A 23,815-nucleotide genomic window follows, 5' to 3' on the forward strand; every position below is an offset into this window, starting at 1 on the left:
ATGCGCTGGGCCTGCATCCTGCTGCCGCAGCTCGCGCTGGACGGCGTGCTGCGGCGCTGCGCCGAACCCGATGCGCCGCTGGCGCTGGTCGCGGGTCCATCGCAGCGGCGCGTACTGCATGCGGTCAATCCGGCTGCCCGCGCGCTCGGCCTGCGCCGGGGCATGGGCCTGGCCGCAGCGCAGGCGCTCGCCGGCAGCTTTGCCATCATCGAACACGACCCGCACGAAGAGGCCCGCTGGCACCGTTTCCTTGCTGCCTGGGCCTACCGCTTCAGTTCGCAGGTCAGCGCCCAATACGGCCATGCGTTGATCGTCGAGATCGAAGGTAGCCTGGGCCTGTTCGGGCCTTGGCCGCGTTTCGAGGCCCGGCTGCGGGAAGAGCTGGCGCAGCTGGGCTTCCGCCACCGCATCGTCGCCGCGCCGAACCCGGCGGCAGCACGGGCGCTGGCCAATGTCCACGACGGGCTGGCGGTAGCCGGCATCGCGCCGATGCGCCATGCCCTCGGGCAACTGCCGGTGCAGCGCGCCGGTTTCGCGCCCGAGGTCGCCACTGCCTTCCAGCGCATGGGCCTGCGCACGCTGCGGCAGGTCATGGTCCTGCCACGCGCCGGGCTGGCGCGGCGCTTCCCGGTCGATGTCCTGCGGCACCTGGATGCGTTGCTGGGCGAGCGCGAACTGGCGTTGGCCTGGTACCTCCCGCCGGACCGGTTCGCCATGCGGATCGAACTGGGCTACGAAGTCGAATCCTCGCAGGCGCTGCTGTTCCCGCTGAAGCGGCTGACCGCGGACCTTGCCGCATTCCTGGCCGGCCGCGATGGCGGTGTGCAGCGGTTCGCGCTGCATCTGGAACACGAGGGGTGTGCGGACACCGTGGTGCCGGTCGGATTGCTGGCACCCGAGCGCGAGCCCGCGCTGCTGTTCGAACTGGCGCGCGGCCGGCTGGAGCAGGCGCAGGTGGCCGCGCCCGTGCGCGCGCTGGCGCTGGTGGCGGAGGAGTTGCCGCCGTTTATCCCGGCGCACCGCGAGCTGTTCGATGCGCGCCCGCAGCAGGCGACATCGTGGGAACAGCTGCGCGAGCGCCTGCGTGCACGGCTGGGGGAAACGGCCGTGCACGGCCTGTCCGCCCATGACGACCACCGCCCGGAGGCGGCGTGGCGCGAGGTCGCGGCGCCTCCCTCCCGTCACGGCGAGGCCCGGCTTGCCGCGCAGGCACTGCCGCCGCAGCGCCCGGGCTGGCTGCTGGCCCGGCCGATCCCGCTGCGCGGCCCGACGCCGCGCCTGCTGACGGGCCCAGAACGCATCGAGTCCGGCTGGTGGAACGGCGACATCCGCCGCGATTACGCCATCGCCCAGCTGGCCACCGGCCAGCGCGCCTGGGTGTACCGGCCGGTGGGCGACGACGGCGACTACTGGCTGCACGGCTGGTTCGCATGAGTCCCACGGGGATGCCCTATGCCGAGCTGCACTGCCTGTCGAACTTCTCGTTCCAGCGCGGCGCGTCCAGCGCGCGCGAGCTGTTCGAGCGCGCTAGGCAGCACGGCTACACGGCCTTGGCGATCACCGACGAATGCACGCTGGCCGGCATCGTGCGCGCCTGGCAGGCGGCGAAGGCGGTGGGGTTGCCGCTGATCGTCGGCAGCGAGATGCGGATCGAGGGTGGCCCGAAACTGGTGCTGCTGGTCGAGAACCTTGCCGGCTACCAGGCGCTGTGCCGGCTGGTCACCACCGCCCGCCGACGCGCGCCGAAGGGCGAATACCGACTGCTGCACGAGGACTTTTCCGACCCGCTGGACGGACTTTCAGCACTGTGGATTCCGGATGATCCGACCGACTGCCGGGACGGGCACTGGTTGCGGGGGATGTTCCCGGCGCGGCTGTGGGTCGCGGTGGAACTGCACCGCGGCCAGCGCGATGCGGAGAAACTCGCGGCCCTGCAGGTGCTCGGCAGGACGCTGGACCTGCCGCTGGTCGCCGCCGGCGACGTGCACATGCACGCGCGCGGGCGCCGCGCCCTGCAGGACGTGATGACCGCGATCCGCCATCGCACCACGGTGGCGGAAGCCGGCCTGCGGCTGTTTCCGAACGGCGAGCGCCATCTGCGTCCGCTGCACGCACTGGCCGGGCTGTACCCGCCGGAGCTGCTCGCGGAGTCCGCGCGCATCGCCCGACGCTGCCGCTTCGATCTGGGCGAACTGCGCTACCAGTATCCGCAGGAGCTGGTGCCGGCCGGGCAGACGCCCGCCAGCTGGTTGCGTGCGTTGACCGAACAGGGCCTGCGCTGGCGCTGGCCGCAGGCGGTTCCGCGCAAGGCGCGCGCGCTGGCCGACAAGGAACTGGGCCTGATCGCCGAACTGCGCTACGAGGGCTATTTCCTGACCGTGCACGACATCGTGCGCCACGCCCGCAGCCTCGGCATCCTCTGCCAGGGCCGCGGCTCGGCAGCGAACTCGGTGGTCTGCTATGCGCTGGGCATCACCGAGATCGATCCCGACCGGATCGGCATGCTGTTCGAGCGTTTCGTCTCGAAGGAGCGCGACGAGCCGCCGGACATCGACGTCGATTTCGAGCACGAGCGGCGCGAGGAGGTCATCCAGTACATCTTCCAGCGCTACGGCCGCGCCCGCGCCGCGCTCACCGCGGTGGCCAGCAGCTACCACGGCGCCGGTGCGATCCGCGACGTGGCCAAGGCGCTGGGGTTGCCGCCGGACCAGGTCGACACGCTGGCCGGCTGCGTGGGCCGCTGGAGCGATGCGTTGCCGCCGCCGGAGCGCCTGCGCGAAAAGGGCTTCGACCCCGACAGCCCGCTGTTGCGGCGGGTGCTGGTGCTGGCGGGGGAGCTGGTGGGCTTCCCGCGCCACCTATCGCAGCATCCGGGCGGGTTCGTGATCTCCGAGCAGCCGCTGTCCACCCTGGTCCCGGTCGAGAACGCGGCCATGGACGGGCGCACCGTGGTGCAGTGGGACAAGGACGACCTCGATGCAGTCGGGCTGCTCAAGGTCGACATCCTCGCGCTGGGCATGCTCACCGCGCTGCGGCGCTGCCTCGACCTGCTGCGCGCCCACCACGGGCGCGACCTGTCGCTGGCGACGATCCCGGCGGAAGATCCCGCCACCTACGACATGATCTGCCGCGCCGACACCATCGGCGTGTTCCAGATCGAATCGCGCGCGCAGATGGCGATGCTGCCGCGGCTGCAGCCGCGCACCTTCTACGATCTGGTGATCGAGGTGGCGATCGTGCGCCCGGGGCCGATCCAGGGCGATATGGTGCATCCCTACCTGCGCCGGCGTACCGGCGAGGAACCGGTGCGTTATCCCTCGAAGGAACTGGAGCGCGTGTTCGAGCGCACGCTGGGCGTGCCGCTGTTCCAGGAGCAGGTGATGGAGTTGGCCATCGTCGCCGCGGGCTACACGCCCGGCGAGGCCGATGACCTGCGCCGTTCGATGGCGGCATGGAAGCGCCACGGCGGGCTGGAACACCATCGCGACAAGCTGACCGCCGGCATGCTGGCGCGAGGCTACGGCGCCGGATTCGCGGCGCGCATCTTCGAGCAGATCAAAGGCTTCGGCAGCTACGGCTTCCCGGAGTCGCACGCGGCCAGCTTCGCCCTGCTCACCTATGCCAGCAGCTGGCTCAAATGCCACCATCCCGCGGCTTTCACCTGCGCCCTGCTCAACAGCCAGCCGATGGGGTTCTACAGCCCCGACCAGCTGCTGCAGGATGCGCGCCGGCACGGGGTGGAAGTGCGCCCGGTCGACGTGCGCCACAGCGGCTGGGCGTGCAGCCTGGAGGCCGATCGGCATGGCGCGTTCGCATTGCGGATGGGGCTGTGCATGGTGAAGGGCTTCAACGAGGACAGTGCGCGGTGGATCGAACGGGCGAGGGCGACGCAGGCCTTCGCCGACGTCGCCGATCTGGCCGAGCGCGCCAGGCTGGACAGCCGTGCCCGCGAAGCGCTGGCCGACGCCGGCGCGCTGCGCGGGTTGGCCGGTCATCGCCATCGTGCGCGCTGGGAGGTGGCCGGCGTGGAGGAACAGCGTCCCTTGCTGGGTGCGGCGACGCAGCCGCGCGAGGGCCAAGTGGCACTGCCGCTGCCGACGGCCGGCGAAGACCTGTTCGCCGATTACGCCACCGTGGGCACCACGCTTGGCCGGCACCCGCTGGCGCGCCTGCGCGCGCAGCTGCGGGCGCGTCGCTGCCGCAGCTCGCGGGAGCTGCCGCGGATTCCGTCAGGCCGGCACATCGCCGCAGCCGGGCTGGTGGTGGGGCGCCAGCGTCCGCAGACCGCCAGCGGCGTCACCTTCGTGACCTTGGAGGACGAGCACGGGATGATCAACGTGGTGGTCTGGAAGCAGGTGGCCGACCAGCAGCGGCAGCCGTTCCTGGAGTCGAAGTTGATGATGGTGGAGGGGCGGCTGGAAGCCGAACACGGCGTGCGCCACCTGATCGCCAGGCGCCTGCATGACCTGACTCCGCTGCTCGGCAGCCTGGACGTGCGCAGCCGCGATTTCCACTGAGCGCGCGGCAGGCCGTCGACCCGTGATCGTGCCGGCATCGAGGCCACTGCGCGGCTTGCGACAGGCAACAAAAAAGCCCGCTTGCGCGGGCTTCTTCAGAACCACTGTGGTGCCCAGGAGAGGACTCGAACCTCCACGGTTTTACCCGCTAGTACCTGAAACTAGTGCGTCTACCAATTCCGCCACCTGGGCCGGTGGTGAGCCGCGCATTCTCCAGAGATGCGCCTGGGCTGTCAACAGTTATTTGTGGCTGCGCGTGCGGTTCACGCCGGGCCTGTACCATCGCGGGATGAGTAAACCTCCCAGCAAGCGCGGCCAGGGCCGCGGCAAGGGGGCCGGCACCGTCAAAGGTGCCGGCAAGACCAGTGGATCACCGGCCAAGGGTGCCGGCAAGCGGCCGGGTTGGATGCCCGAACCGCCAGCGGGCGGCCCGGGCCGACGCGCGCCGCGGCCGACGTCGGCGCCCGTCGCCGATCCGCACGCGCATCGCGAAGCGCAGCGCTACGAAAAACCGATCGCCAGCCGCGAAATGATCCTGCAGGTGCTGGCTGCGCAGGACGGGCCGATGGACGACCAGGCGCTCGCGCAGAAGCTCGAGCTGACTGAGCCGGACCGTTTCGAGGCCCTGCAGAAGCGCCTCGGCGCCATGCTGCGCGCCGGCCAGCTGCTGCAGAACCGGCGCGGCGGCTATGTGCCGGCGGCGCAGGCCGAACTGATCGCCGGCAGCGTGATCGCCAACCCCGACGGCTTCGGCTTCCTGCGCCCGGAGAAGGGCGGCGACGACCTGTTCCTGCCGCCGTACGAGATGCGCAAGGTCAGCCACGGCGACCGCGTGCTGGTCAGCCTCACCGGCATGGACCGGCGCGGGCGCGGCGAAGCGACCATCGTCGAGGTGCTGGAACGCCGCCTGACCCGGCTGCTGGGGCGCTATACCGAGGAGCTGGGCATCGCCTACGTGGTGCCGGACGACAAGCGCATCCAGCGCAACGTGATGGTGCCGCAGGACGCGCGCAACGATGCGAGGGCGGGCCAGCTGGTGGTGGTGGAAATCACCACCCCGCAGGACGCGCACCGCCCGCCGATCGGCCGCGTGCTGGCGGTGCTGGGCGACAAGCTCACCGCCTCGCAGGCGGTGGAGGCGGCCATCCACGGCCATGACATCCCGCACGAGTTCCCCCCCGAGGTGCTGGCGCAGGCCACTGCGGTGCCGCTGGAGGTCCAGTACGACGAAACCGCCTCGCGCGTCGACCTGCGGCGCGTGCCGCTGGTGACGATCGATGGCGAGGACGCCAAGGATTTCGACGATGCGGTGTGGTGCGAACCCAACGCAGACGGCTTCCGCCTGATCGTCGCGATCGCCGACGTTTCGCACTACGTGCGGCCCGGCACGCCGCTTGACGACGAGGCGCAGCTGCGCGCGACCTCGGTCTATTTCCCCGGCTTCGTGGTGCCGATGCTGCCGGAAACGCTCAGCAACGGCATCTGCTCGCTCAACCCGGCGGTGGACCGGCTGTGCTTCTGCTGCGACATGCAGGTGGGCCGCGACGGCATCGTCACGTCGAGCCGGTTCTACGAGGCGGTGATGCACTCGCACGCGCGCCTGACCTACACCGACGTGTGGAACGCGGTGGGCGAGGGCATCCCGGAGGACGAACACGACGCCGCGCTGGCGAAGATCGGCCCCCTGCTGCCGCAGGTGCAGCGCCTGCACCAGCTCTACAAGGTGCTGGACAGGGCGCGTGCCAAGCGCGGAGCGATCGAGTTCGAGAGCAGCGAAGTGCGCTTCGTGCTGGACGCCAAGGGCGTGGTGACCCAGGCCGGCATGCTCCAGCGCAACGACGCCCACAAGCTGATCGAAGAGTGCATGATCGCGGCCAACGTGCAGGCCGCGCTGTACCTGATGCAGGCGCGCGTCCCCGCGCCCTACCGCGACCACGACAGGCCGCCGGAATCCAAGTACGCCGACCTGGAGGAATTCCTCAAGGAATTCCAGCTGCGCGTCCCGCCGTGGGCCAAGGTGCGGCCGAAGGACCTGCGCGCACTGCTCGAGAAGATCCGCGAACGCCCCGACGCCGCGCTGCTGGAGTCGGTGATCCTGCGCAGCCAGTCGCTGGCGGTGTACGCGCCGGACAACATCGGGCACTTCGGCCTGGCGCTGGAGGCCTACGCGCACTTCACCTCGCCGATCCGCCGCTACCCGGACCTGCTGGTGCATCGCGCGATCAAGCACGCGCTGGCCGGCGGCCGGCCGGAAGCCTACGAATACTCGCCGCACGAAATGGCCAGCCTGTCGCTGCAGTGCTCGGAGCGCTCGCGCCGCGCCGACGAGGCCCAGCGCGAGGTCGACGAGCGCTACCGCGCGGCGTGGATGGAAAGCCATGTCGGCAAGGAGTTCGACGGCACCATCAGCGGCGTCACCAGCTTCGGCCTGTTCGTGGAACTGGACGATTCCAAGGTGAACGGCCTGGTCCACGTGACCCAGCTGCCGCGCGACTTCTACCACTTCGATGCGGTGCGCAAGACGCTCACCGGCGAGCGCCGCGGCCGCGAGTTCCGGCTCGGCGACCGCGTCCGCATCGTGGTGCTGAAGGCCAGCGTGGAAGAGCGCAAGATCGACTTCCGCCTGGCCGAGGAAGACGCCGGCCTGCCGGCGCTGCCGGAACGCGGCAAGCCGGCCAAGCGGCAGAAGAAGCGGTACTGAGCGGGCTGGGGGTGCGCGGCGCGGGGCGGCGGACTGCTGCTCCGCCTCCGCGCGCGTTCCGTTCGGGGCGCGGCTGCCGGCCGTCGATGGCCGGCATTCCGCAATTTCCCGCCCCGCGCCGGGTGCGCCGGATTTGCGCGTGCATCACAATAGCCGCATGAGCAAATCCTCCCAATGGATCGTCGGCCTGAACGCGGTGGCTTCCGCGCTGGAACACGACGCCGAACACGTGCGCGAAGTGCTGCTGGAAGCCGGCGGCAAGAATCCGCGCATCACCGAAATCGAGCAGCAGGCGCGGCGCAAGGACATCGACGTGCGCCGGGTCGCCCAGCAGGCGCTGGACGGCGTGGCCGGCGGCGTGCGCCACCAGGGCGCGGCGGCGCGCTACGCGGCGGCGAAGACCTGGGACGAGCATGAGCTGCCGGCGTTGATCGAAGCCGCCGAAGGCAAGGCGCTGCTGCTGGTGCTGGACGGCGTGCAGGACCCGCACAACCTCGGCGCCTGCCTGCGTAGCGCGGCGGCGGCGGGCGCGACCGCGGTGGTGATTCCCAAGGACAAGGCGGTGCAGGTCAACGCCACCGTGCGCAAGACTTCGGCCGGCGCGGCTGACACCCTGCCGATCTTCAGCGTGACCAACCTCTCGCGCACCCTGCGTGACCTGCAGAAGGCCGGCGTGTGGATCTACGGGTTGGCCGGCGAGGCGGACGCGTCGCTGTACGCCATCGACCTGAAGGGCAACGTGGCCCTGGTGATGGGCAGCGAGGGCGAAGGCCTGCGCCGGCTCACCCGCGAGAACTGCGACCAGCTGGTGAAGATCCCCATGCCGGGCGGTTTCGAGAGCCTCAACGTGTCGGTCGCCAGCGGCGTGGCGCTGTTCGAAGCCGTGCGGCAAAGGAGCGCGTGATGGCCTTGAACCTGATGTGGTACGACTGGGTAGGCATCGCCGGGACACTGGCGGTGCTGGTGGCGTTCTTCCTGCTGCAGGCCGGCAAGCTGTCCGGCACCGGCATCGTCTACCAGCTGCTGAACCTGTTCGGCTCCGGCGGTGTGCTGGTGTCGCTGCTGGGCAAGTTCAACGTGTCGGTGTTCGTGCTGGAAGCCGTGTGGATGGCGATCAGCGCCTACGGGATCGTGCGGACGCTCAGGGCGAAGCGTCCTGGGCCCCAGTGAGCCGCCGGGCGACGCGCCCGTAGCGAGCGCAGGGACAATCCGTGCCGTGGATGGCGCCGATTCGCCTAGATAGGTGAGGCAAGCGTTTGCGAAGCATCGCTTCGCGTGCAGCCGAACGCCTGCGATGTTCCATCGCAGGCCGGCCCCACGGCGTGGGAATTCACGGCGTGTCCCCAGCCGCTGCGGGTACGGCGTTCGGCGACGGGGCAGGACGAACCCAGCTGTTTGCAATCGCACAGAACAACTTCGCGGTCTGCTCGGTGTCGTATACCGCCGAATGCGCCTGGCTGGGATCCCAGCCAAGCCCGGCAGCCATTGCCGCGCGCGCCAGCACGGTCTGGCCATAGGCCAGGCCGGCCATCGTCACCGTGTCGAACACGCTGAATGGATGGAACGGGTTGCGCTTGTGCTGGACGCGGGCGACCGCGGCATTGAGGAAATTGAGGTCGAAATGGGCGTTGTGGCCCACCAGGATGGCGCGCTGGCAGCCGTGCTTCTTCACTGCGGCGCGCACCGGCACGAAGATCGCGTCCAGCCCGGTGCGCTCGTCCACTTCGCCGCGCAGAGGATGACCGATCTTGATGCCGGTGACCTCCAGCGATTTCGGGTCGATGCTGGTGCCGGGCGCAGGGGCGATGTGCGCATGCGCGACTTCGCCCGGCACGTAGTTGCCGGCCGCATCCAGTTCGATCGGGATTGCCGCGATCTCCAGCAGGGCGTGCTTGTTCCAGTCGAAGCCGCCGGTTTCCACGTCCACCACCACCGGCAGGTAGCCGCGGAAGCGCTCGGCCATCGCCGCGAAGGCGGGTGCGTCTTGCGTATCGGTCATCGACAAAGCCTAGCAGAGCGAGCCGCTGGCCCCCGTTGCGTTCACCGCGCGGGCGGCGCGGTGCCCAGTAGCACGCCTTCGTCGCGCAGCCGTTCCAGCATCGGCAGTGCCTCGCCGAGGAACGCATCGAAATCGGGGTGGCCGGCTTCCTCCGCCAGCTGGCGCAACAGTGCCCGGCCGCTGCGCCCTTCGTTGGCGGAAACCAGCGCCAGCAGGCGGTACAGCAGCGGGGACAGCATCGAGAAATGGACGCGGCCGCCGGGATCGCGGCGCAGCAGCACCAGCGTGGGTGCGGGCGGTGGTTCGGTGGGCTGGCAGTCCGGGCCGAGCCGGTGCACCGGCCAACGGTAGGCCAGCGGCCACGCCAACGGCGACACCAGTGGCACGCCGCCCAGCAGATCGCCATCGGGATCGTGCGCAGGCAGCGCGGCGTCGCTGAGCTGCAGGCCCAGCTCGGCCCATTCGTAGTGCGCCAGCTCGGCCAGCCATGGCCGCGCGGGCGCTTCCGCGGCCTCGAGGAAGGCGATGAACTCCAGTCCCAGCCGGGTGAACAGCGGGGTTTCGCTGCGGTGGTTGATGAGGAGGCGGCGCAGCAGCGCCTGCCAGTCGGCATCGCCCAGGGTCCTGCGGATCACCGGGAAGGTGCCGGCCAGCAGGCCGTCCAGGTTGTTGGCCACCAGCTCGCGATAGACCGCCAGCCGCCGGTCCTCGATGCCGGGCGGCCCGGGGTGCGTGGCCGGATCGCGCACGTGCGCGGCCAGCGCGTGCAGCTGGTCGTGCAGCGCGCTCATGCCGCGGCCTGCAGTGCACGGATGCGCGCCACCTCGTCCAGCAGCACCGGCAGCGGCGGGAAGTTGAAGTCGCGCTCCAGCAGGGTGGGGCGCACGCCGTGGGTGGCGTAGGCGAAGCTGAGCAGCGCCCACACGTCGTCCTTCACCGCCGTGCCGTGGGTGTCGATCTTGAGGTCGTCGGCCTCGTCGAAGTGGCCGGCGACGTGGTAGCTGGCGATGCGCTGCGTCGGCATCGCCGCGATGAAGGCGCGCGCGTCGTAGCCGTGGTTGATCGCGTTGACGTAGACGTTGTTGACGTCCAGCAGCAGGTCGCAATCGGCTTCGGCCAGCACCGCGTTGACGAAATCGGTTTCGGCAAGCTGCCGGTGCGGCGCCGCGTAATAGCTGACGTTCTCCACCGCGATGCGCCGGCCCAGTGCGTCCTGCACCTGGCGGATGCGCGCGGCGACGTGGCGAACGGCTTCTTCGGTGAACGGCAGCGGCAGCAGGTCGTAGAGATGGCCGTTTGCTGCGCAGTAGCTCAGGTGCTCGCTGTAGAGCGCGACGCGGTGGCGATCCAGGAAATCGCGGGTCTGGCGCAGGAACGCGTGGTCCAGCGGATCCGGGCCGCCCAGCGACAGCGACAGGCCGTGGCAGCTCAGCGGATGCCGCGCCGTCAGCGTTTCCAGCTGCCCGCCGAGCGCGCCACCGACGCCGATCCAGTTGTCCGGCGCGCATTCCAGAAAATCGAAGGCGCCCGCAGGCGCCCCGATCAATTCGTCCAGCAGCGCGCGGCGCAGGCCAAGCCCGGCGCCGTGCTGGGGCAGGGCCTCAGCCACGGCTCACATGCTGCCGCCGCACTTGCCCTCGCCGCATTTGCCTTCCCCGCACTTGCCTTCGCCGGCGGCCTTGCCGTCCTTCTTCATGGCAGCATGGTGCGCGTCCATTTCGGCCTGGCTGATGAAGCCGTCGCCGTCGGTGTCGATCTTCGGGAACATCGTGTCCTTGCCGGCGTGGGCAGCGGCGAACTCGGCGCGGGAGATGCGGCCGTCCTTGTCGGTGTCCTTCTGCGCCATGCCGCAGCTGCCTTCCTGCTTGGCCTTGTCGGCCTTGGCGGGCTTGTCGGCGCCCATCATCCCGGCGCCGCACTTGCCTTCCCCGCACTTGCCCTCGCTGGCGGCGGCCTTGGGCGGATCCTGCAGGTAGCCGTGGGCCATCGCGTCCATCGAGAACAGCGGGCCGGCGAGCGCGCCGGTGGCAACGGCGGCGCCGATCACCAGCGCCAGGGGATTGCGGGATTGCGACATGGTCGACTCCTTGCGCGAATGCGCCTGATGGTGGGGCGATCCTACCGCTTGCGGCACGGGGCGGCCAGTCGCCGGCAGGCGCGCTGTCCCGGGTGGTTCAGACGGCGGTGGTGTTGCTTTCGTCGCGCTTGTCGCGCTGCGGCAGCAGCTCCTCGCCGTGGATCAGGAACCAGGCGTTCTCGGCGATGTTGGTGGCGTGGTCGCCGATCCGCTCGATGTTCTTGGCCATGAACAGCAGGTGGGTGCAGGCGGTGATCGCGCGCTGGTCCTCCATCATGTAGGTCAACAGCTCGCGGAACAGCCCGGTGTAGAGGGTGTCCAGCTCGGCGTCGCGCGCGCGCACGCGCAGCGCGGCCTCGCCGTCGCGTTCGCGGTAGGCCTCCAGCACGTCGCGCACCTGCTGCACCGCCATCCTGCCGAGGGTGCCGAGCCCGCGCGTATGCGGCAGCGGCGGCAGCTGGTTCAGCACCAGCGAGCGCTTGGCGATGTTCGCCGCGTAGTCGCCGATCCGCTCGATGTCCGAAGCCACCCGCAGCGCGGCCAGGATCATGCGCAGGTCGGTGGCCATCGGGCCGCGCCGGATCAGGTGGATCACGTCGTGGTTGACCTGCTGTTCCAGCGCGTCGATGGCTTCGTCGTTGGCGACCACCCGCTCGGCGGCGCCATCGTCGCGGCGTTCCACCACTTCGAGCGCTGCTTCCAGCTGGGAGGCGGCCATCAGGCCCATGCGGATCAGTTCGCCCTGCAGCGCGTGCTGCTCGGCGTCGTAGCTCCGGACGATGTGGCTGTGCTGTTCGTTCATGTCTTGCTCCTTCTTCCCGATGGCCGGGGAAGTGCCCCGCAAGGGGACGAGGGTCGTTACGTGTGCGTGGACTGGCCTGGTCAGCCGAAACGACCGGTGATGTAGTCCTCGGTCTGCTGCTTGGCCGGGTTGGAGAAAATCTGCGAAGTCGCGCCGTGCTCGACCATGTCGCCCAGGTACATGAAGGCGGTGTAGTCGGACACGCGCGCGGCCTGCTGCATGTTGTGGGTGACGATCATGATGGTGAACTCCTGCTTGAGTTCCTCCACCAGCTGCTCGATGCGGCCGGTGGAGATCGGGTCCAGCGCGGAGGTCGGCTCGTCCAGCAGCAGCACGTCGGGCTTCAGCGCCACCGCGCGGGCGATGCACAGACGCTGCTGCTGGCCGCCGGACAGGCCCAGCCCACTTTCCTTCAGCTTGTCCTTCACCTCGTCCCAAAGCGCGGCCTGGCGCAGCGCCTGCTCGACGCGCACGTCCAGCTCGGCCCTGCCCAGGCGTTCGTGGTGGCGGATGCCATAAGCCACGTTCTCGTGGATGGTCATCGGGAACGGCACCGGCTTCTGGAACACCATGCCCACCCGGCTGCGCAGGCGGTTCATCGGGTACTTCGGATCGAGGATGTTCTCCCCGTCCAACAGCACCTCGCCTTCGGCACGCAGCTTGGGATAGAGCGCGTAGATGCGGTTGAACACCCGCAGCAGGGTGGACTTGCCGCAGCCGGACGGGCCGATCAGCGCGGTGACGCGCTTCTCGGGGATGTCGAGGTTGATGTTCCGGACCGCCAGGGACTTGTCGTACCAGAAGTTCAGCCCGCGGGCGGACAGCTTCACCGGCGGCGACTGGGGCAGGGCGGCATCGTGCGGCGCTTGCATGGCGGCTTGGGCATAGTTCATCGGAATGGTCCGGAGGTCAGTCATGGGCGGCGCGCTTGCGCAGGAGGATGAAGCGGGCCAGCAGGCTGGTGGCCAGCACGAACAGGGTGACCAGCAGCGCGCCGGCCCAGGCCAGCTGCTCCCAGTTCTCGAAGCCCGAGCCGGCGAACTTGTACATGGTCAGCGGCACCGCGCTCATCGCGCCGCCGATGTCGAGGCTGAAGAACTCGTTGCCGAACGCGGTGAACAGCAGCGGCGCGGTTTCGCCGCTGATCCGCGCCAGCGCCAGCAGCACGCCGGTGACGATGCCGGGCAGCGCGCTGCGATAGAGCACCTGCAGGGTGACCTTCCACTGCGGCACGCCCAGCGACAGCGCGGCTTCGCGCATCTGCACCGGCACCAGCCTCAGCATCTCGTCGGTAGTGCGCACCACCACCGGCAGCACGATGAAGGCCAGCGCCAGCGCGCCGGCGAAGGCGGAGAAATTGCCGCCGGTGTTCATCACGAAGGCCGCGTACACGAACAGGCCCAGCACGATTGATGGTGCCGACAGCAGGATGTCGTTGACGAAGCGCACCGCGGTGCCGAGCTTGCGATGGCCGCCGACCTCCGCCAGCCAGGTGCCGGCGGCGATGCCCAGCGGGGTGCCGATGGCCACGCCCATGCCGCACATCAGCAGGCTGCCGACGATGGCGTTGCGCAGGCCGCCGGCCTCCATCGGCGGCGGCTGGTCCTGGGTGAACAGCGCCAGGTTCAGGTGCGCCAGGCCCTTCGCCAACAGGGTCCACAGGATCCAGCCGAGGAAGGCCAGGCCGAACAGCGCGGCCGCGCAGGCCAGGCCGATGGCCACGGCGTTCTTGATGCGGCGATTACGGTACAGCGATGCGGACGGGGCGTTCACCGGTTGCCCTCCTTGCGCGCGAGGTTGAGCAGCATCAGCCGGGCCAGCGCCAGCACGATGAAGGTGACGATGAACAGCACGAAGCCGAGCAGCAGCAGGGCGGCGCGATAGGTCTCGGTGGCCTCGCCGAAATCGTTGGCGATGAGCGCGGCGATGGTGGTCGACGGCTCCAGCAGCGACGCAGTGAAAGACACGCTGTTGCCGATCACGAAGGCCACCGCCATGGTTTCGCCCAGCGCGCGGCCCAAGCCCAGGAACACGCCGCCGATCACCGCCGAGCGGGTGTAGGGCAGGACGATGTCCCAGCTCACTTCCCACTTGGTCGCGCCGAGCGCGTAGGCCGATTCCTTAAGCCGCGCCGGCACGGTCAGGAACACCTCGCGCATGGTCGAGGAGATGAACGGGATCACCATGATCGACAGCACAAGGCCGGAGGTCAGCATGCCGGCGCCGATCGGCGGGCCCTGGAACAGCGGGCCGATCACCGGCAGCGGGCCCAGGTGCGCGTCCATCCACGGAATCAGGTGCTCGCGCATCACCGGCATCAGCACGAAGAAGCCCCACATGCCGTAGATGATCGAGGGGATGCCGGCCAGCAGTTCGATGGCGGTGCCCACCGGCGTGCGCAGCCAGCGCGGCGCCACCTCGGTGAGGAAGAAGGCGATGCCGAAGCTCACCGGCACCGCGATCACCATCGCGATCAGCGCGGTGACCAGCGTGCCGTAGATCGGCACAAGCGCGCCGTACTTGTTCTCCACCGGGTTCCAGTCGGTGGAGAAGAAGAAGCCCAGGCCCTCGTGCGACAGGACGCTGCGCCCGCCCCACAGCATCGAGAGGGCGGCGCCGGCCAGGCTGAACAGGACGAAGACCGCGGTGGCGGTCAGCAGCCAGCGGAACCAGCGGTCGTGGCGCGAATCGGCCGCATCACGGCGGCTGGCGATCGGAAGGTCGGAGGTGGTGGCGCTCATTCGGTCTGCTCGTCAGGCCCGCGGGGCGGGCACTGTGGGAATCGGGGGCGGTCCGCGGCGGCGTCAGGCGGGCTGCCCGGCCCAGTACGCCTCGATCTGGCGCACCAGTTCGGGCGGCAGGGGCACGTAGTCCAGCGCCGCTGCCTGCGCGCCGCCGTTGGCCCAGGCCCAGCGGAAGAACTCGCGGGCCGCCTCGGCCGAGGCGGGATCGCGCGGCTGCCGGCGCATCAGGATGAAATTGGTGGCGGCGATCGGCCAGGCGTCGGCGCCGGGCGCGTCGGTGATGACCAGCGCGAAGTCACGCGCGTTCTTCCAGTCGGCGCTGGCAGCGGCTGCGGCGAAGCTCGCCGCGCCGGGCTGCACCCAATGGCCCGCGGCATTGCGCATCGCGGTGTAGGCCATTTTGTTCTGCAGGGCGTAGGACAGCTCGACATAGCCGATCGCGCCCTTGAGCTGCTTGACGTAGGAGGCAACGCCTTCGTTGCCCTTGCCGCCCACGCTGGTGGCGATCCAGTTCACGGTGGTGCCTTCGCCGACCTTCGCCTTCCAGTCGGCGCTCGCCTTGGAGAGGTAGTTGGTGAAGTTGAAGGTGGTGCCCGAGCCGTCGGAGCGGCGCACCACGTTGATCTTCCCGGCCGGCAGCGCGAGGCCCGGGTTGGCCGCGGCGATGGCCGGGTCATTCCAGCGGGTCACCTTGCCAAGATAGATATCCGCCAGCAGCGGACCGGTCAGGCGCAGCTTGCCGGCCTCGATGCCGGGCAGGTTGACCACCGGCACCACCCCGCCGATCACCGAGGGGAACTGGACCAGCCCGTCCTTCACCAGCTCGTCGGTGGGCAGCGGCTTGTCGGAGGAGCCGAAGTCCACCGTACCGGCCTTGATCTGGGCGATGCCGCCGCCGGAGCCGATCGACTGGTAGTTGATGCGCTTCCCGTTCAGCCTGGCGTAGTCGGACGACCACTTCGAGAACAGCGGATACACGAAGCTTGCGCCGGCGCCGGTGACGACGTCGGCAACCCGGTCGGCCTGCGTGGCATCGGCACCGGTGCGGTCACTGCCCCCGGAGCACGCGGCCAGGCCGGTGGCCAAGGTCAGGCAGAGGGCGGTGAGGCGGAAGGCGGAGCGGAACATGGCGTATCTCGATGGCTATGGCCGGATGCGCACATCAAACGATGTTTTTGTGACAGGCCGATGACCATCGCAGGCGTTGTGTCATGGTTCCCGCCGGACGACGGCCAAAAAAAGCGGGCCCGAAGGCCCGCAACAGGGGGGGTATACGGAATGCGGCTTACTTGACGTTCTGGGTCCAGTAGGTATCGATCTGCTGGACCAGCGAGTCGGGGAGCGGGACGTAGCCAAGCGAAGCGGCGGACGCATCGCCGTTGGCATAGACCCAGCGGAAGAAGTCCAGCGCGGCCTTGGTGCCCGGCTTGCTGTTCTTGTGCACCAGCATGAAGTTGGTGGCGGTGATCGGCCAGGCGTTCTCGCCAGGTGCGTTGGTGACGATCAGGAAGAAGTCCTTGGTCGACTTCCAGTCGGCGCTGGCGGCGGCCTCGGCGAAGCTGTCGTCGCTCGGGTTGATGTAATTGCCGGCGGCGTTTTTCAGTCGCGAGTAGGACACCTTGTTCTGGATCGCGTAGGCCAGCTCGACGTAGCCGATGCTGCCGCGGATCTGCTTGACGTAGGCGGACACGCCCTCGTTGCCCTTGCCGCCGATGCCGACCGGCCACTTCACCGCGGTGCCTTCACCGACCTCCGTCTTCCACGACGGGCTGACCTTGGACAGGTAGTTGGTGAAGTTGAAGGTGGTGCCGGAACCATCGGAGCGGTGCACCACGGTGATCTTCTGCGCCGGCAGGTTCAGGCCGCGGTTGGTGGCGACGATGCGCGGGTCGTTCCACATCTTGATCTTGCCGAGGAAGATGTCGGCCAGCACGTCCGGGTCCAGCTTCATGGCGCCGGCGGCGATACCGGGCAGGTTGAACGCCGGCACGATCCCGCCGATCACCGACGGGAACTGCGCCAGACCCGAGCGCGCCAGCTCGGCCGGCGGCAGCGGCTTGTCGGAGGAGCCGAAGTCCACGGTGCCGGCCTTGATCTGGGCGATGCCGCCGCCGGAGCCGATCGACTGGTAGTTCACTTCCTTGCCGGTCGCGGCCTTGTAGTCGGACGACCACTTGGACATCGCCGGGTAGACGAAGGAGGCGCCGGCGCCGGTGACGTCGGACGCGAAGGCGCTGGCGGACAGGCCGGCGGACAGGCTGGTCACCAGCGCGAGCGCGGCGATGCGGATCTTGAAGGACTTGGACACGAAGAACTCCTGGTGAGCGGATGCGACGGGGCGATGCCCGGTTCGTGGCGCATTCCATCGCGCTTGCGTGACGCCCGCGGGTCAGTCGTGTGACGGTGGCATGACGGTTGCGCGGGATCGGCGTGGCGCGCGGCCGGCGGCCGCGTGAAGAAAAGCGCGCAAGGGAAATAAAACTGCAACCGATGGCGCGTCAAATGCGTGCTGCAGGTGACGCGAGGCGGAGACCCGCGCGCTGCCCACAAGACAGCTTTCCATCACAACGGAGTTCCCACATGCGTCCCACCCGTCTGGCCGTCGCGATCGCCCTGATCGCCGGCACCGTCAGTTTCAACGTCGCCGCGCAGAGTGCCCCCAGCGCCCAGGACATCGCCGAGCTGAAGGCGCAGATCGCCGCGCTGCAGGCCCAGATCCAGAGCCTGGAAGAACGCAACGATGCGCAGTCGGAAGTCAACGTCGACACCGCCACCCAGCTCGACAACCTCACCAACAACAGCGTGAAGGTGGAGACCAAGGGCGGCCTGAAGGTGACCTCGGCCGACAAGAACTTCGAGGCCTCGCTGGGCGGCCGCATCCATTTCGACGCATACAGCTTCGACAAGGACGTGGCGGCGACCACCGACACCACCGAGTTCCGTCGTGCCCGCCTGACCCTGTCCGGCAAGGCCTACGGCTGGGAATACAAGATGGAGCAGGACTTCTCCGCCGGCACCAACCTGGACGGCATCCGCGACATGTACATCGCCCGCAACATGATGGGCGGCAAGCTCACCATCGGCCACTTCAAGCCGTACCGCTCGATGGAAGAGCTGACCAGCTCCAACGAGATCCTGATGATGGAGCGCCCCAGCACCTCCGCCACCGGCCTCTACAACGGCCGCCAGTTCCAGCAGGGCGTGGGCTACCTGCGCGCCGGCGACAGCTACACCTTCGGCGTCAGCGCGTTCAACATGCGCAGCGCGCCGACCGCCCGCACCGAGGGTCTGGGCTTCTCCGCGCGCGGCACCTGGGCGCCGATCGATACCGGTACCACCACCCTGCACCTGGGCGGTTCGTACAGCCACGAGAACCTGAACAAGGGCACCCCGAACCTGTCGGCCGTGTCCCATTACGCCGGCCGCCGCGGTCCCTCGCAGACCATGGCCACCACCACCGCCGGCACCGGCGGCAACGATTCGCAGATCGACACCTTCGGTCTGGAAGCCGCGTTCCGCAACGGTCCGCTGTTCCTGCAGTCGGAGTACGCGCGCGCCAGCTACGGTCAGGCGAACGGCACTTCGCAGGACGTCGACGCGTACTACGTGCAGGGCAGCTTCATGCTCAACGGTGGCCTGAAGGCGTACAAGGGCGCCACCGGCGTGTTCGGCTCACCCAAGGTCGGCGAGTCCGGCCTGTGGGAACTCACCGCACGCTACGACGTGATGGAGAACAAGGACGTCAACGACATGAAGACCACTTCGGCGTTGATCGGCCTGAACTACTACATCAACCCGAACATGCGGGTGATGCTGAACTACACCAAGGGCAAGAATGACAAGACCGGCGACGAGCCGGGCCAGATCGCGCTGCGCACGCAGTTCGCGTTCTGATCATCGCTCCCGGCATGCCATAGACGACGCCCCGCGTCTGCGGGGCGTCGTTTTTTGCGCAGCCTTCGGTGTGCGCCATCTTCCGCAGGGTTCAGGGTTAGCGACGTCGCGCCGGGTGTTCTTCAGGGCGCGGCGGGCTGCGCCGACGGACCCTTGTCCGGCCAGCGGCATAGGTCGTGGAGCACGCAGCGCGCGCAGTCCGGCTTGCGTGCCTTGCAGGTGTAGCGCCCGTGCAGGATCAGCCAGTGGTGCGCATCGCGCGCGAATTCGGCCGGCACCAGCCGCACCAGCTTGTCCTCGACTGTGCGCACGTCCTTGCCCGGCGCCAGCCCGGTGCGGTTGGAGACGCGGAAGATGTGCGTGTCCACCGCGATGGTGGGCTCGCCGAACGCGGTGTTGAGCACCACGTTGGCGGTCTTGCGGCCCACGCCGGGCAGCGCTTCCAGCGCCTCGCGCGTGCGCGGCACCTCGCCGCCGTGGCGTTCCAGCAGCAGCCGGCACAGCGCGATCACGTTGGCCGCCTTCGCATTGAACAGGCCGATGGTGTTGATGTAGCCCTTCAGGCCGTCTTCGCCCAGCGCCAGGATCGCTGCTGGCGTGTTGGCGGCGGGATACAGCCGGCGCGTGGCCTTGTTGACCCCGACGTCGGTGGCTTGCGCCGACAGCACCACCGCCACCAGCAGCTCGAACGGGGTGGTGTATTCCAGCTCGGTGGTGGGGTGCGGGTCGCCCGCGCGCAGGCGGGTGAACATCTCGGTGATTTCAGCGGACGTGAGCTTGCTGCCGCGCGCCGCGCGCGGTGTCGGTGCCGGGCTCATGCGTGGCGCGCCCTGGCTTTCGCCAGCGCCCGCGCTAGTGCATCGGCTGCGGCCGTGGGCAGTGGGGGTGTGGCCTGCTGGGCCGTTGGCGCAGCGGCGGTGCGACGCGCGGCATCGCGTTCAGCCTTGATCCGCGCCAGCCGTTCGGCGCGGGCGTGGTGCCGCTGCCGCGCGGCCAGCGCGAAGCGCCGGGCGTCGCGCGCGGCGACCAGTTGCGCGCTGCAACCGGCTGCGCAGGACGGACAGGGCATGGCGTCGAGCAGGCCCAGGGTCATCGCCGCGTCGAGATCGCCTTCGCACAGCGACGCCAGCAGCCGATGGGCCGGATGCTTCGCGTTGCAGTCGCAGGTCGGGCAGGGGGTGGACATGGTTTTCTCGCCACTCCCGCGGGCGCGGGAGCGGGGCGGACTCACTTCCCCGCGAATGCCGGCTTGCGCTTTTCGAGGAACGCGGAGGTGCCTTCGCGCATGTCCTCGGTGGCGAACATCAGGCCGAACTGCGCGGACTCGTATTCCAGCCCTTCCTCGATGCCGCATTCGCCACCGATGTTCACGCAGTCCAGCATCCCGCGCAGCGCCAGCGGCGCGGCGTTGGCCAGCTGCGCGGCCAGCTTCATGGTGTCCGCTTCCAGCTCCGCGGCGGGCACCACCCGGTTGACGATGCCCAGCTGCAGTGCGCGCTCGGCGGTCACCGGGGCGCCGGTCAGGCACAGTTCCAGCGTCGCCGCGCGGCCGCACAGGCGCAGCAGGCGCTGGCTGCCGCCAAAGCCGGGGATCAGCCCGAGGTTGATTTCCGGCTGGCCCACCTTGGCGGTGTCGGCGGCAACGCGCAGGTGGCAGCACATCGCCAGCTCCAGCCCGCCGCCCAGGGCGAAGCCGTTGATCATCGCGATCACCGGTTTGTTCAGCTTTTCCACCCGCCGCATCATCCGCGTGCCGCGCAGCGAGAAGTCGCGCCCCTGCACGGGCGTCAGCGCATTCATCTCGGCGATGTCGGCGCCTGCCACGAACGCCTTGGGGCCGGCGCCGGTCAACACCACCACCCGCACCGCGTCGTCGCCGGCCGCGTCGGCGAAGGCCGCGTCCAGCGCGTCGAGGGTGGCGGCGTTCAGCGCGTTCAGCTTGTCCGGGCGGTTGATGCGGATGGTGCGCACGCCGTCGGTGGTGTCGATCAGCAGCAGGTGGTCGCTCATGCAGGGGTCCAGTCGGATTTCGTGTGCCGGGAGGGAACTTCGAGGGCCGGGCCGGGTCGCAGAGGGGTGCCGGTAGCCGTCAAGTGCCGGGGCCAGTATCCTAACGTGTCGCGCACGGGCATTCCGCCCGGTCGCGGCGAAACCTCCGGCCTGCGCCGGATTCCTGCGGGCCGCGTTGGCGGCCTCATTCGACATACGAGGTTGTGGATGAAGTTGCGTGCGATTGCTGCCAGTGCGGCGGCCCTGACCCTGACCGCCGGCATCGCCTCGGCGCAGACCAAGCCGGCAGCGGCCCCCGCCAAGCCCGCCACCGCCGCGCCCGCCGCGCCGCCGGCGGTCGACAAGACCCACGCCAGCTATGCTTTCGGCTGGCAGCTCGGCCAGGAGCTGGCCAACACCGGCGAGCCGGTCGACATCGCCACCGTGGTGCGCGGCGTGCAGGATGCCTTCGCCAAGAAGCAGCCGGCCTACACCGAGCAGCAGCTGGGCACCGCCTACTCCGCCTTCCAGCAGCGCATGGAGATCAAGGCGCAGGAAGCGTTCCGCAAGGCGCTGGCCGACAATCAGGCGCAGTCCGGCGATTTCGTCACCAAGTTCAAGGCCGAGCAGGGCGTGATCACCCTGCCCAGCGGCATCATGTACCGCGTGGCCAAGGCCGGCACCGGCGCCAAGCCGACCGCCACCAGCGAAGTGCAGATTGCCTTCCGCAGCTTCCTGGCGGCCGTTGGCGTTCCGCTGAGCGGCGTGCAGACCCCGCCGGCGTTCAAGGTTGCGGACGCGCCGATCCCGGCGCTGAAGGAAACCCTGCCGCTGATGCAGCAGGGCGCGGTCTGGGAAGTGGTCATCCCGCCGGGCAAGGGCCTGGGCGGCAACCAGAACCAGCAGTTCGCGCAGCAGGCCGTGGCCATGCAGATCGAGCTGGGCTCGGTCAAGTAATCCGGTTCGCCGCGCGCTGGCGCGGCACCGCTGCAAGTCCCGATGCGCCGGCCATGTGCCGGCGCATCGCGTTTGCGGCGCTACCATGTGCGGCATGAGTGATCTGTTCCGCGCCGTGCTCAGTCCCTGCACCGGCGTCTGCACGCTGGATGAGGGCGGACTGTGCCGCGGCTGTCGCCGCACCGGCGACGAAGTTGCAGCGTGGACGACGCTGGACGATGCCGCCCGCCTGCACCTGATGGACGTGGTCCTGCCGGCGCGCCCGGCAGTGGCGGAGGACGCCTGATGGACGCCGTTGCGCTTGCCGAATGGCTGCGCGGCGCCCTGCATCCGCTGGATGCGCCCCCCTCGGCGGCGCCGTGGAACCTCGCCGATCTGGCCGGGCTGGCCCAGCCGGTCGCGCCGCGCCCGGCGGCGGTGCTGGTCGGGGTGATCCCGCGCGCCGCTGGCGCCGGCGTGCTGCTGACCCGCCGCACCGACGGCCTGCGCCACCATGGTGGCCAGGTCAGCTTCCCCGGCGGGCGTATCGAGCCCGACGACCCCAGCCCGGCCGCTGCGGCGCTGCGCGAGGCGCGCGAGGAGGTGGGCCTGCAGGCCGCGCAGGCCCGGCTGCTGGGCTATCTCGATCCGCTGCTGACCATCACCGGCTTTCGCGTGCTGCCAACGGTGGTGGTGGTAGATCCGGGTTTCCAGCCGGTGCCGGAGCCGGGCGAGGTGGCCGAAGTGTTCGAAGTGCCGCTGGAAATGCTGCTGGACCCGGGGCAGCTGGACACCATCGAACTGCAGTTCGGCGGCCGCGCCCGCCACGTGTTCCAATACCGCTACCAGCCGCAGCGGATCTGGGGCGCGACCGCCTCGATCCTGTACAACCTGCGCGAGCGGCTGGCTGGCTCGAACCAATGGAGGGTGTGATGGCCGGATGGACTACCCTGGTGCAGGCGGACATCCTGTCGGTGGCGCTGGAGCGCCCCGACCTGGTGATCGTCGACTGCCGCTTCTCGTTGCTCGATCCGCATCTGGGCGAGCAGTCCTGGCACCGTTCGCACATTCCCGGTGCTGCCTACGCGCACCTCGAGCGCGATCTTTCCGACATGTCCCGCAAGGGCGAGGGTCGGCATCCGTGGCCGGACGCGGAAACCTTCTGCGCCAAGCTGACCCGCTGGGGCATCGCCCCCAGTTCGCAGGTGGTGGCGTACGACGATGGCGATGGCGCCTACGCCGCGCGGCTGTGGTTCCTGCTGCGCACGCTGGGCCACGAGAAGGTCGCGGTGCTGGATGGCGGCTGGACGCGCTGGACCTCGCTGGGCCTGCCGGCGTCTTCGCTGCCGCGCGAGCCGGCCAGCCAGCGCTACGTCGCGAACTTCGACACCTCGCGCCTGCTCGATGCCGAAGCGGTCGAAGCCCATCTCGCCGCAGGCGGGATGCTGGTCGATGCGCGGGCGGCGGCGCGTTTCCGCGGCGAGGAAGAGCCGCTGGACAAGGTGGCGGGTCACGTCCCTGGCGCGGTCAACCGGCCGTACGCGGAGAACATGGTCGAGGGCCGCTTCAAGTCGCCGATGCAGCTGGCCGACGAGTACCGCGCACTGCTGGCCGGGCGCGATCCGTCCGAGGTCGTGGTGATGTGCGGCTCCGGCGTCACCGCCTGCCACAACCTGCTGGCGATGGAGCGCGCCGGGCTGCGTGGCGCCAAGCTGTTCACCGGTTCGTGGAGCGGCTGGCTGGCTGACCAACGGCGGCCGGTGGCGACCGGGGCATGAGCGCGCAAGGACGCAACGTGGAAATCTGGCATCGCCCGAGCTGCAGCAACTCCCGCGGCGCGCTGGAGCTCCTGCGCGACGCCGGTATCGAGCCGGTGATCGTGGACTACGTGGCCAATCCTCCTGCCAAGGCGCGGCTGCGCCAGGCCATTGCCGATGCCGGGCTCAGCGTGCGCGAGGCGATCCGCAGCAAGGAAGCCGAATACGCGACGCGCGGGCTGGCCGATCCGGCCCTGTCCGACGACGCGCTGCTGGAGGCGATGGTGGCTGCGCCGATCCTGATCAACCGCCCGTTCGTGTTCACGCCCAAGGGCGTGCGCCTGTGCCGGCCGCCGGAAACGGTGCTGGAGTTGCTGTAGCGAATCACGGCCGCTGCCT

22 protein-coding genes, 1 tRNA gene and 1 pseudogene are annotated in these 23,815 nt (G+C 69.5%); 10 read left to right on the plus strand and 14 right to left on the minus strand.

Annotation, left to right across the window (positions count from 1 at the left end; all coding sequences use genetic code 11):
- Both ICG51_RS11960 and ICG51_RS11965 read left to right on the plus strand, forming a co-directional pair.
- Positions 1-1,434 carry a DNA polymerase Y family protein gene (locus ICG51_RS11960; RefSeq protein ID WP_190280573.1) on the plus strand — a complete coding sequence of 478 codons (1,434 nt, stop codon included), beginning with the start codon at positions 1-3 and terminating at the stop codon, positions 1,432-1,434.
- Positions 1,410-4,517 (plus strand): error-prone DNA polymerase, encoded by a 3,108-nt coding sequence (locus ICG51_RS11965; protein ID WP_223809590.1) that lies wholly within the window; start codon positions 1,410-1,412, stop codon positions 4,515-4,517. Before ICG51_RS11960 ends, ICG51_RS11965 begins: the two co-directional genes overlap by 25 nt.
- A 107-nt stretch (positions 4,518-4,624) precedes the next feature.
- Here ICG51_RS11965 and ICG51_RS11970 read toward each other — a convergent pair.
- A tRNA-Leu gene (locus tag ICG51_RS11970) sits at positions 4,625-4,709 on the minus strand.
- A gap of 214 nt (positions 4,710-4,923) precedes the next feature.
- On the opposite strand from ICG51_RS11970, the gene rnr reads away from it, so the two are divergent.
- The 3 genes from rnr (at position 4,924) to ICG51_RS11985 (ending at position 8,388) form a co-directional block, all read left to right on the plus strand.
- The gene (gene rnr, locus ICG51_RS11975) at positions 4,924-7,218 is read left to right on the plus strand and encodes a ribonuclease R (RefSeq protein ID WP_223809596.1); all 2,295 of its coding nucleotides are present in this window, start codon (positions 4,924-4,926) and stop codon (positions 7,216-7,218) included.
- 157 nt (positions 7,219-7,375) lie between these two features.
- Positions 7,376-8,122: a 23S rRNA (guanosine(2251)-2'-O)-methyltransferase RlmB gene (rlmB, locus tag ICG51_RS11980; protein ID WP_190280575.1), complete on the plus strand. Its 747-nt coding sequence runs from the start codon at positions 7,376-7,378 to the stop codon at positions 8,120-8,122.
- Positions 8,122-8,388 carry a hypothetical protein gene (locus tag ICG51_RS11985; protein ID WP_190280576.1) on the plus strand — a complete coding sequence of 89 codons (267 nt, stop codon included), beginning with the start codon at positions 8,122-8,124 and terminating at the stop codon, positions 8,386-8,388. Before rlmB ends, ICG51_RS11985 begins: the two co-directional genes overlap by 1 nt.
- 160 nt (positions 8,389-8,548) lie before the next feature.
- Here the strand turns inward: ICG51_RS11985 and rnt are convergent, their stop codons facing one another.
- The 10 genes from rnt to pstS (ICG51_RS12035) all read right to left on the minus strand — a co-directional run bounded on the left by rnt (position 8,549) and on the right by pstS (ICG51_RS12035) (position 17,130).
- On the minus strand, positions 8,549-9,217 hold the full coding sequence (rnt, locus tag ICG51_RS11990; RefSeq protein WP_190280577.1) for a ribonuclease T: 669 nt from the start codon (positions 9,215-9,217) through the stop codon (positions 8,549-8,551).
- 41 nt (positions 9,218-9,258) lie between these two features.
- On the minus strand, positions 9,259-10,008 hold the full coding sequence (locus tag ICG51_RS11995; RefSeq protein ID WP_190280578.1) for a putative DNA-binding domain-containing protein: 750 nt from the start codon (positions 10,006-10,008) through the stop codon (positions 9,259-9,261).
- Positions 10,005-10,826 (minus strand): DUF692 domain-containing protein, encoded by an 822-nt coding sequence (locus tag ICG51_RS12000; protein ID WP_190280579.1) that lies wholly within the window; start codon positions 10,824-10,826, stop codon positions 10,005-10,007. Before ICG51_RS12000 ends, ICG51_RS11995 begins: the two co-directional genes overlap by 4 nt.
- Positions 10,827-10,829: 3 nt before the next feature.
- On the minus strand, positions 10,830-11,294 hold the full coding sequence (locus ICG51_RS12005; protein WP_190280580.1) for an EF-hand domain-containing protein: 465 nt from the start codon (positions 11,292-11,294) through the stop codon (positions 10,830-10,832).
- A 97-nt stretch (positions 11,295-11,391) separates the two neighbouring features.
- On the minus strand, positions 11,392-12,096 hold the full coding sequence (gene phoU, locus ICG51_RS12010; RefSeq protein ID WP_190280581.1) for a phosphate signaling complex protein PhoU: 705 nt from the start codon (positions 12,094-12,096) through the stop codon (positions 11,392-11,394).
- Positions 12,097-12,176: 80 nt separating this feature from the next.
- Positions 12,177-13,013: a phosphate ABC transporter ATP-binding protein PstB gene (pstB, locus tag ICG51_RS12015; RefSeq protein WP_190280582.1), complete on the minus strand. Its 837-nt coding sequence runs from the start codon at positions 13,011-13,013 to the stop codon at positions 12,177-12,179.
- Positions 13,006-13,869, minus strand: coding sequence for a phosphate ABC transporter permease PstA (gene pstA, locus ICG51_RS12020; RefSeq protein ID WP_190280583.1), 864 nt, complete (start codon positions 13,867-13,869; stop codon positions 13,006-13,008). Before pstA ends, pstB begins: the two co-directional genes overlap by 8 nt.
- On the minus strand, positions 13,866-14,837 hold the full coding sequence (gene pstC / locus ICG51_RS12025; protein WP_190280584.1) for a phosphate ABC transporter permease subunit PstC: 972 nt from the start codon (positions 14,835-14,837) through the stop codon (positions 13,866-13,868). The genes pstA and pstC overlap by 4 nt, the downstream gene beginning before the upstream one ends.
- Before the next feature lie 63 nt (positions 14,838-14,900).
- Positions 14,901-15,968, minus strand: coding sequence for a phosphate ABC transporter substrate-binding protein PstS (pstS, locus tag ICG51_RS12030; RefSeq protein WP_190280585.1), 1,068 nt, complete (start codon positions 15,966-15,968; stop codon positions 14,901-14,903).
- A gap of 157 nt (positions 15,969-16,125) precedes the next feature.
- On the minus strand, positions 16,126-17,130 hold the full coding sequence (gene pstS / locus ICG51_RS12035) for a phosphate ABC transporter substrate-binding protein PstS (protein ID WP_223809598.1): 1,005 nt from the start codon (positions 17,128-17,130) through the stop codon (positions 16,126-16,128).
- A 290-nt stretch (positions 17,131-17,420) separates the two neighbouring features.
- Here pstS (ICG51_RS12035) and ICG51_RS12040 point away from each other — a divergent pair, with 290 nt between their 5' ends.
- Positions 17,421-18,734, plus strand: coding sequence for a porin (locus ICG51_RS12040; protein WP_190280587.1), 1,314 nt, complete (start codon positions 17,421-17,423; stop codon positions 18,732-18,734).
- A gap of 122 nt (positions 18,735-18,856) precedes the next feature.
- Here the strand turns inward: ICG51_RS12040 and nth are convergent, their stop codons facing one another.
- From nth to ICG51_RS12055, 3 genes are read right to left on the minus strand one after another with little or no spacing between them, the layout of a single operon-like run.
- Complete coding sequence (gene nth / locus ICG51_RS12045) at positions 18,857-19,552, minus strand: endonuclease III (RefSeq protein ID WP_190280588.1); 696 nt, start codon at positions 19,550-19,552, stop codon at positions 18,857-18,859.
- Positions 19,549-19,920 carry a hypothetical protein gene (locus ICG51_RS12050; protein WP_190280589.1) on the minus strand — a complete coding sequence of 124 codons (372 nt, stop codon included), beginning with the start codon at positions 19,918-19,920 and terminating at the stop codon, positions 19,549-19,551. The genes nth and ICG51_RS12050 overlap by 4 nt, the downstream gene beginning before the upstream one ends.
- 41 nt (positions 19,921-19,961) lie before the next feature.
- Entirely contained in the window at positions 19,962-20,744 is a 783-nt protein-coding gene (locus ICG51_RS12055) for an enoyl-CoA hydratase-related protein (protein ID WP_190280590.1), read from the minus strand.
- 207 nt (positions 20,745-20,951) lie between these two features.
- On the opposite strand from ICG51_RS12055, the gene ICG51_RS12060 reads away from it, so the two are divergent.
- The 4 genes and pseudogenes from ICG51_RS12060 (at position 20,952) to arsC (ending at position 23,796) form a co-directional block, all read left to right on the plus strand.
- Entirely contained in the window at positions 20,952-21,680 is a 729-nt protein-coding gene (locus tag ICG51_RS12060) for an FKBP-type peptidyl-prolyl cis-trans isomerase N-terminal domain-containing protein (protein ID WP_190280591.1), read from the plus strand.
- 94 nt (positions 21,681-21,774) lie between these two features.
- Positions 21,775-22,592 (plus strand): annotated as a pseudogene (locus tag ICG51_RS12070) (CoA pyrophosphatase).
- A complete protein-coding gene (locus ICG51_RS12075; protein ID WP_190280594.1) occupies positions 22,580-23,437 on the plus strand; it encodes a sulfurtransferase in 858 nt (285 codons plus the stop codon). The pseudogene ICG51_RS12070 and the gene ICG51_RS12075 overlap by 13 nt, the downstream one beginning before the upstream one ends.
- A complete protein-coding gene (gene arsC, locus ICG51_RS12080; protein WP_190280595.1) occupies positions 23,434-23,796 on the plus strand; it encodes an arsenate reductase (glutaredoxin) in 363 nt (120 codons plus the stop codon). The genes ICG51_RS12075 and arsC overlap by 4 nt, the downstream gene beginning before the upstream one ends.
- Positions 23,797-23,815 lie beyond the last annotated feature (19 nt).

It is taken from the genome of Thermomonas sp. XSG, assembly GCF_014678725.1.
GTDB lineage: Bacteria > Pseudomonadota > Gammaproteobacteria > Xanthomonadales > Xanthomonadaceae > Thermomonas.

Excerpts from the sequence above, each read along its gene's own strand:
- ICG51_RS11960 (WP_190280573.1), top strand. The coding sequence starts at position 1 with ATGCGCTGGGCCTGCATCCTGCTGCCGCAGCTCGCGCTGGACGGCGTG.
- rnr (WP_223809596.1), top strand. The coding sequence starts at position 4,924 with ATGCCCGAACCGCCAGCGGGCGGCCCGGGCCGACGCGCGCCGCGGCCG.
- rlmB (WP_190280575.1), top strand. The coding sequence starts at position 7,376 with ATGAGCAAATCCTCCCAATGGATCGTCGGCCTGAACGCGGTGGCTTCC.
- ICG51_RS11985 (WP_190280576.1), top strand. The coding sequence starts at position 8,122 with ATGGCCTTGAACCTGATGTGGTACGACTGGGTAGGCATCGCCGGGACA.
- rnt (WP_190280577.1), bottom strand. The coding sequence starts at position 9,217 with ATGACCGATACGCAAGACGCACCCGCCTTCGCGGCGATGGCCGAGCGC.
- ICG51_RS11995 (WP_190280578.1), bottom strand. The coding sequence starts at position 10,008 with ATGAGCGCGCTGCACGACCAGCTGCACGCGCTGGCCGCGCACGTGCGC.
- ICG51_RS12005 (WP_190280580.1), bottom strand. The coding sequence starts at position 11,294 with ATGTCGCAATCCCGCAATCCCCTGGCGCTGGTGATCGGCGCCGCCGTT.
- phoU (WP_190280581.1), bottom strand. The coding sequence starts at position 12,096 with ATGAACGAACAGCACAGCCACATCGTCCGGAGCTACGACGCCGAGCAG.
- pstB (WP_190280582.1), bottom strand. The coding sequence starts at position 13,013 with ATGACTGACCTCCGGACCATTCCGATGAACTATGCCCAAGCCGCCATG.
- pstC (WP_190280584.1), bottom strand. The coding sequence starts at position 14,837 with ATGAGCGCCACCACCTCCGACCTTCCGATCGCCAGCCGCCGTGATGCG.
- pstS (WP_190280585.1), bottom strand. The coding sequence starts at position 15,968 with ATGTTCCGCTCCGCCTTCCGCCTCACCGCCCTCTGCCTGACCTTGGCC.
- ICG51_RS12040 (WP_190280587.1), top strand. The coding sequence starts at position 17,421 with ATGCGTCCCACCCGTCTGGCCGTCGCGATCGCCCTGATCGCCGGCACC.
- nth (WP_190280588.1), bottom strand. The coding sequence starts at position 19,552 with ATGAGCCCGGCACCGACACCGCGCGCGGCGCGCGGCAGCAAGCTCACG.
- ICG51_RS12050 (WP_190280589.1), bottom strand. The coding sequence starts at position 19,920 with ATGTCCACCCCCTGCCCGACCTGCGACTGCAACGCGAAGCATCCGGCC.
- ICG51_RS12055 (WP_190280590.1), bottom strand. The coding sequence starts at position 20,744 with ATGAGCGACCACCTGCTGCTGATCGACACCACCGACGGCGTGCGCACC.
- ICG51_RS12060 (WP_190280591.1), top strand. The coding sequence starts at position 20,952 with ATGAAGTTGCGTGCGATTGCTGCCAGTGCGGCGGCCCTGACCCTGACC.
- ICG51_RS12075 (WP_190280594.1), top strand. The coding sequence starts at position 22,580 with ATGGAGGGTGTGATGGCCGGATGGACTACCCTGGTGCAGGCGGACATC.
- arsC (WP_190280595.1), top strand. The coding sequence starts at position 23,434 with ATGAGCGCGCAAGGACGCAACGTGGAAATCTGGCATCGCCCGAGCTGC.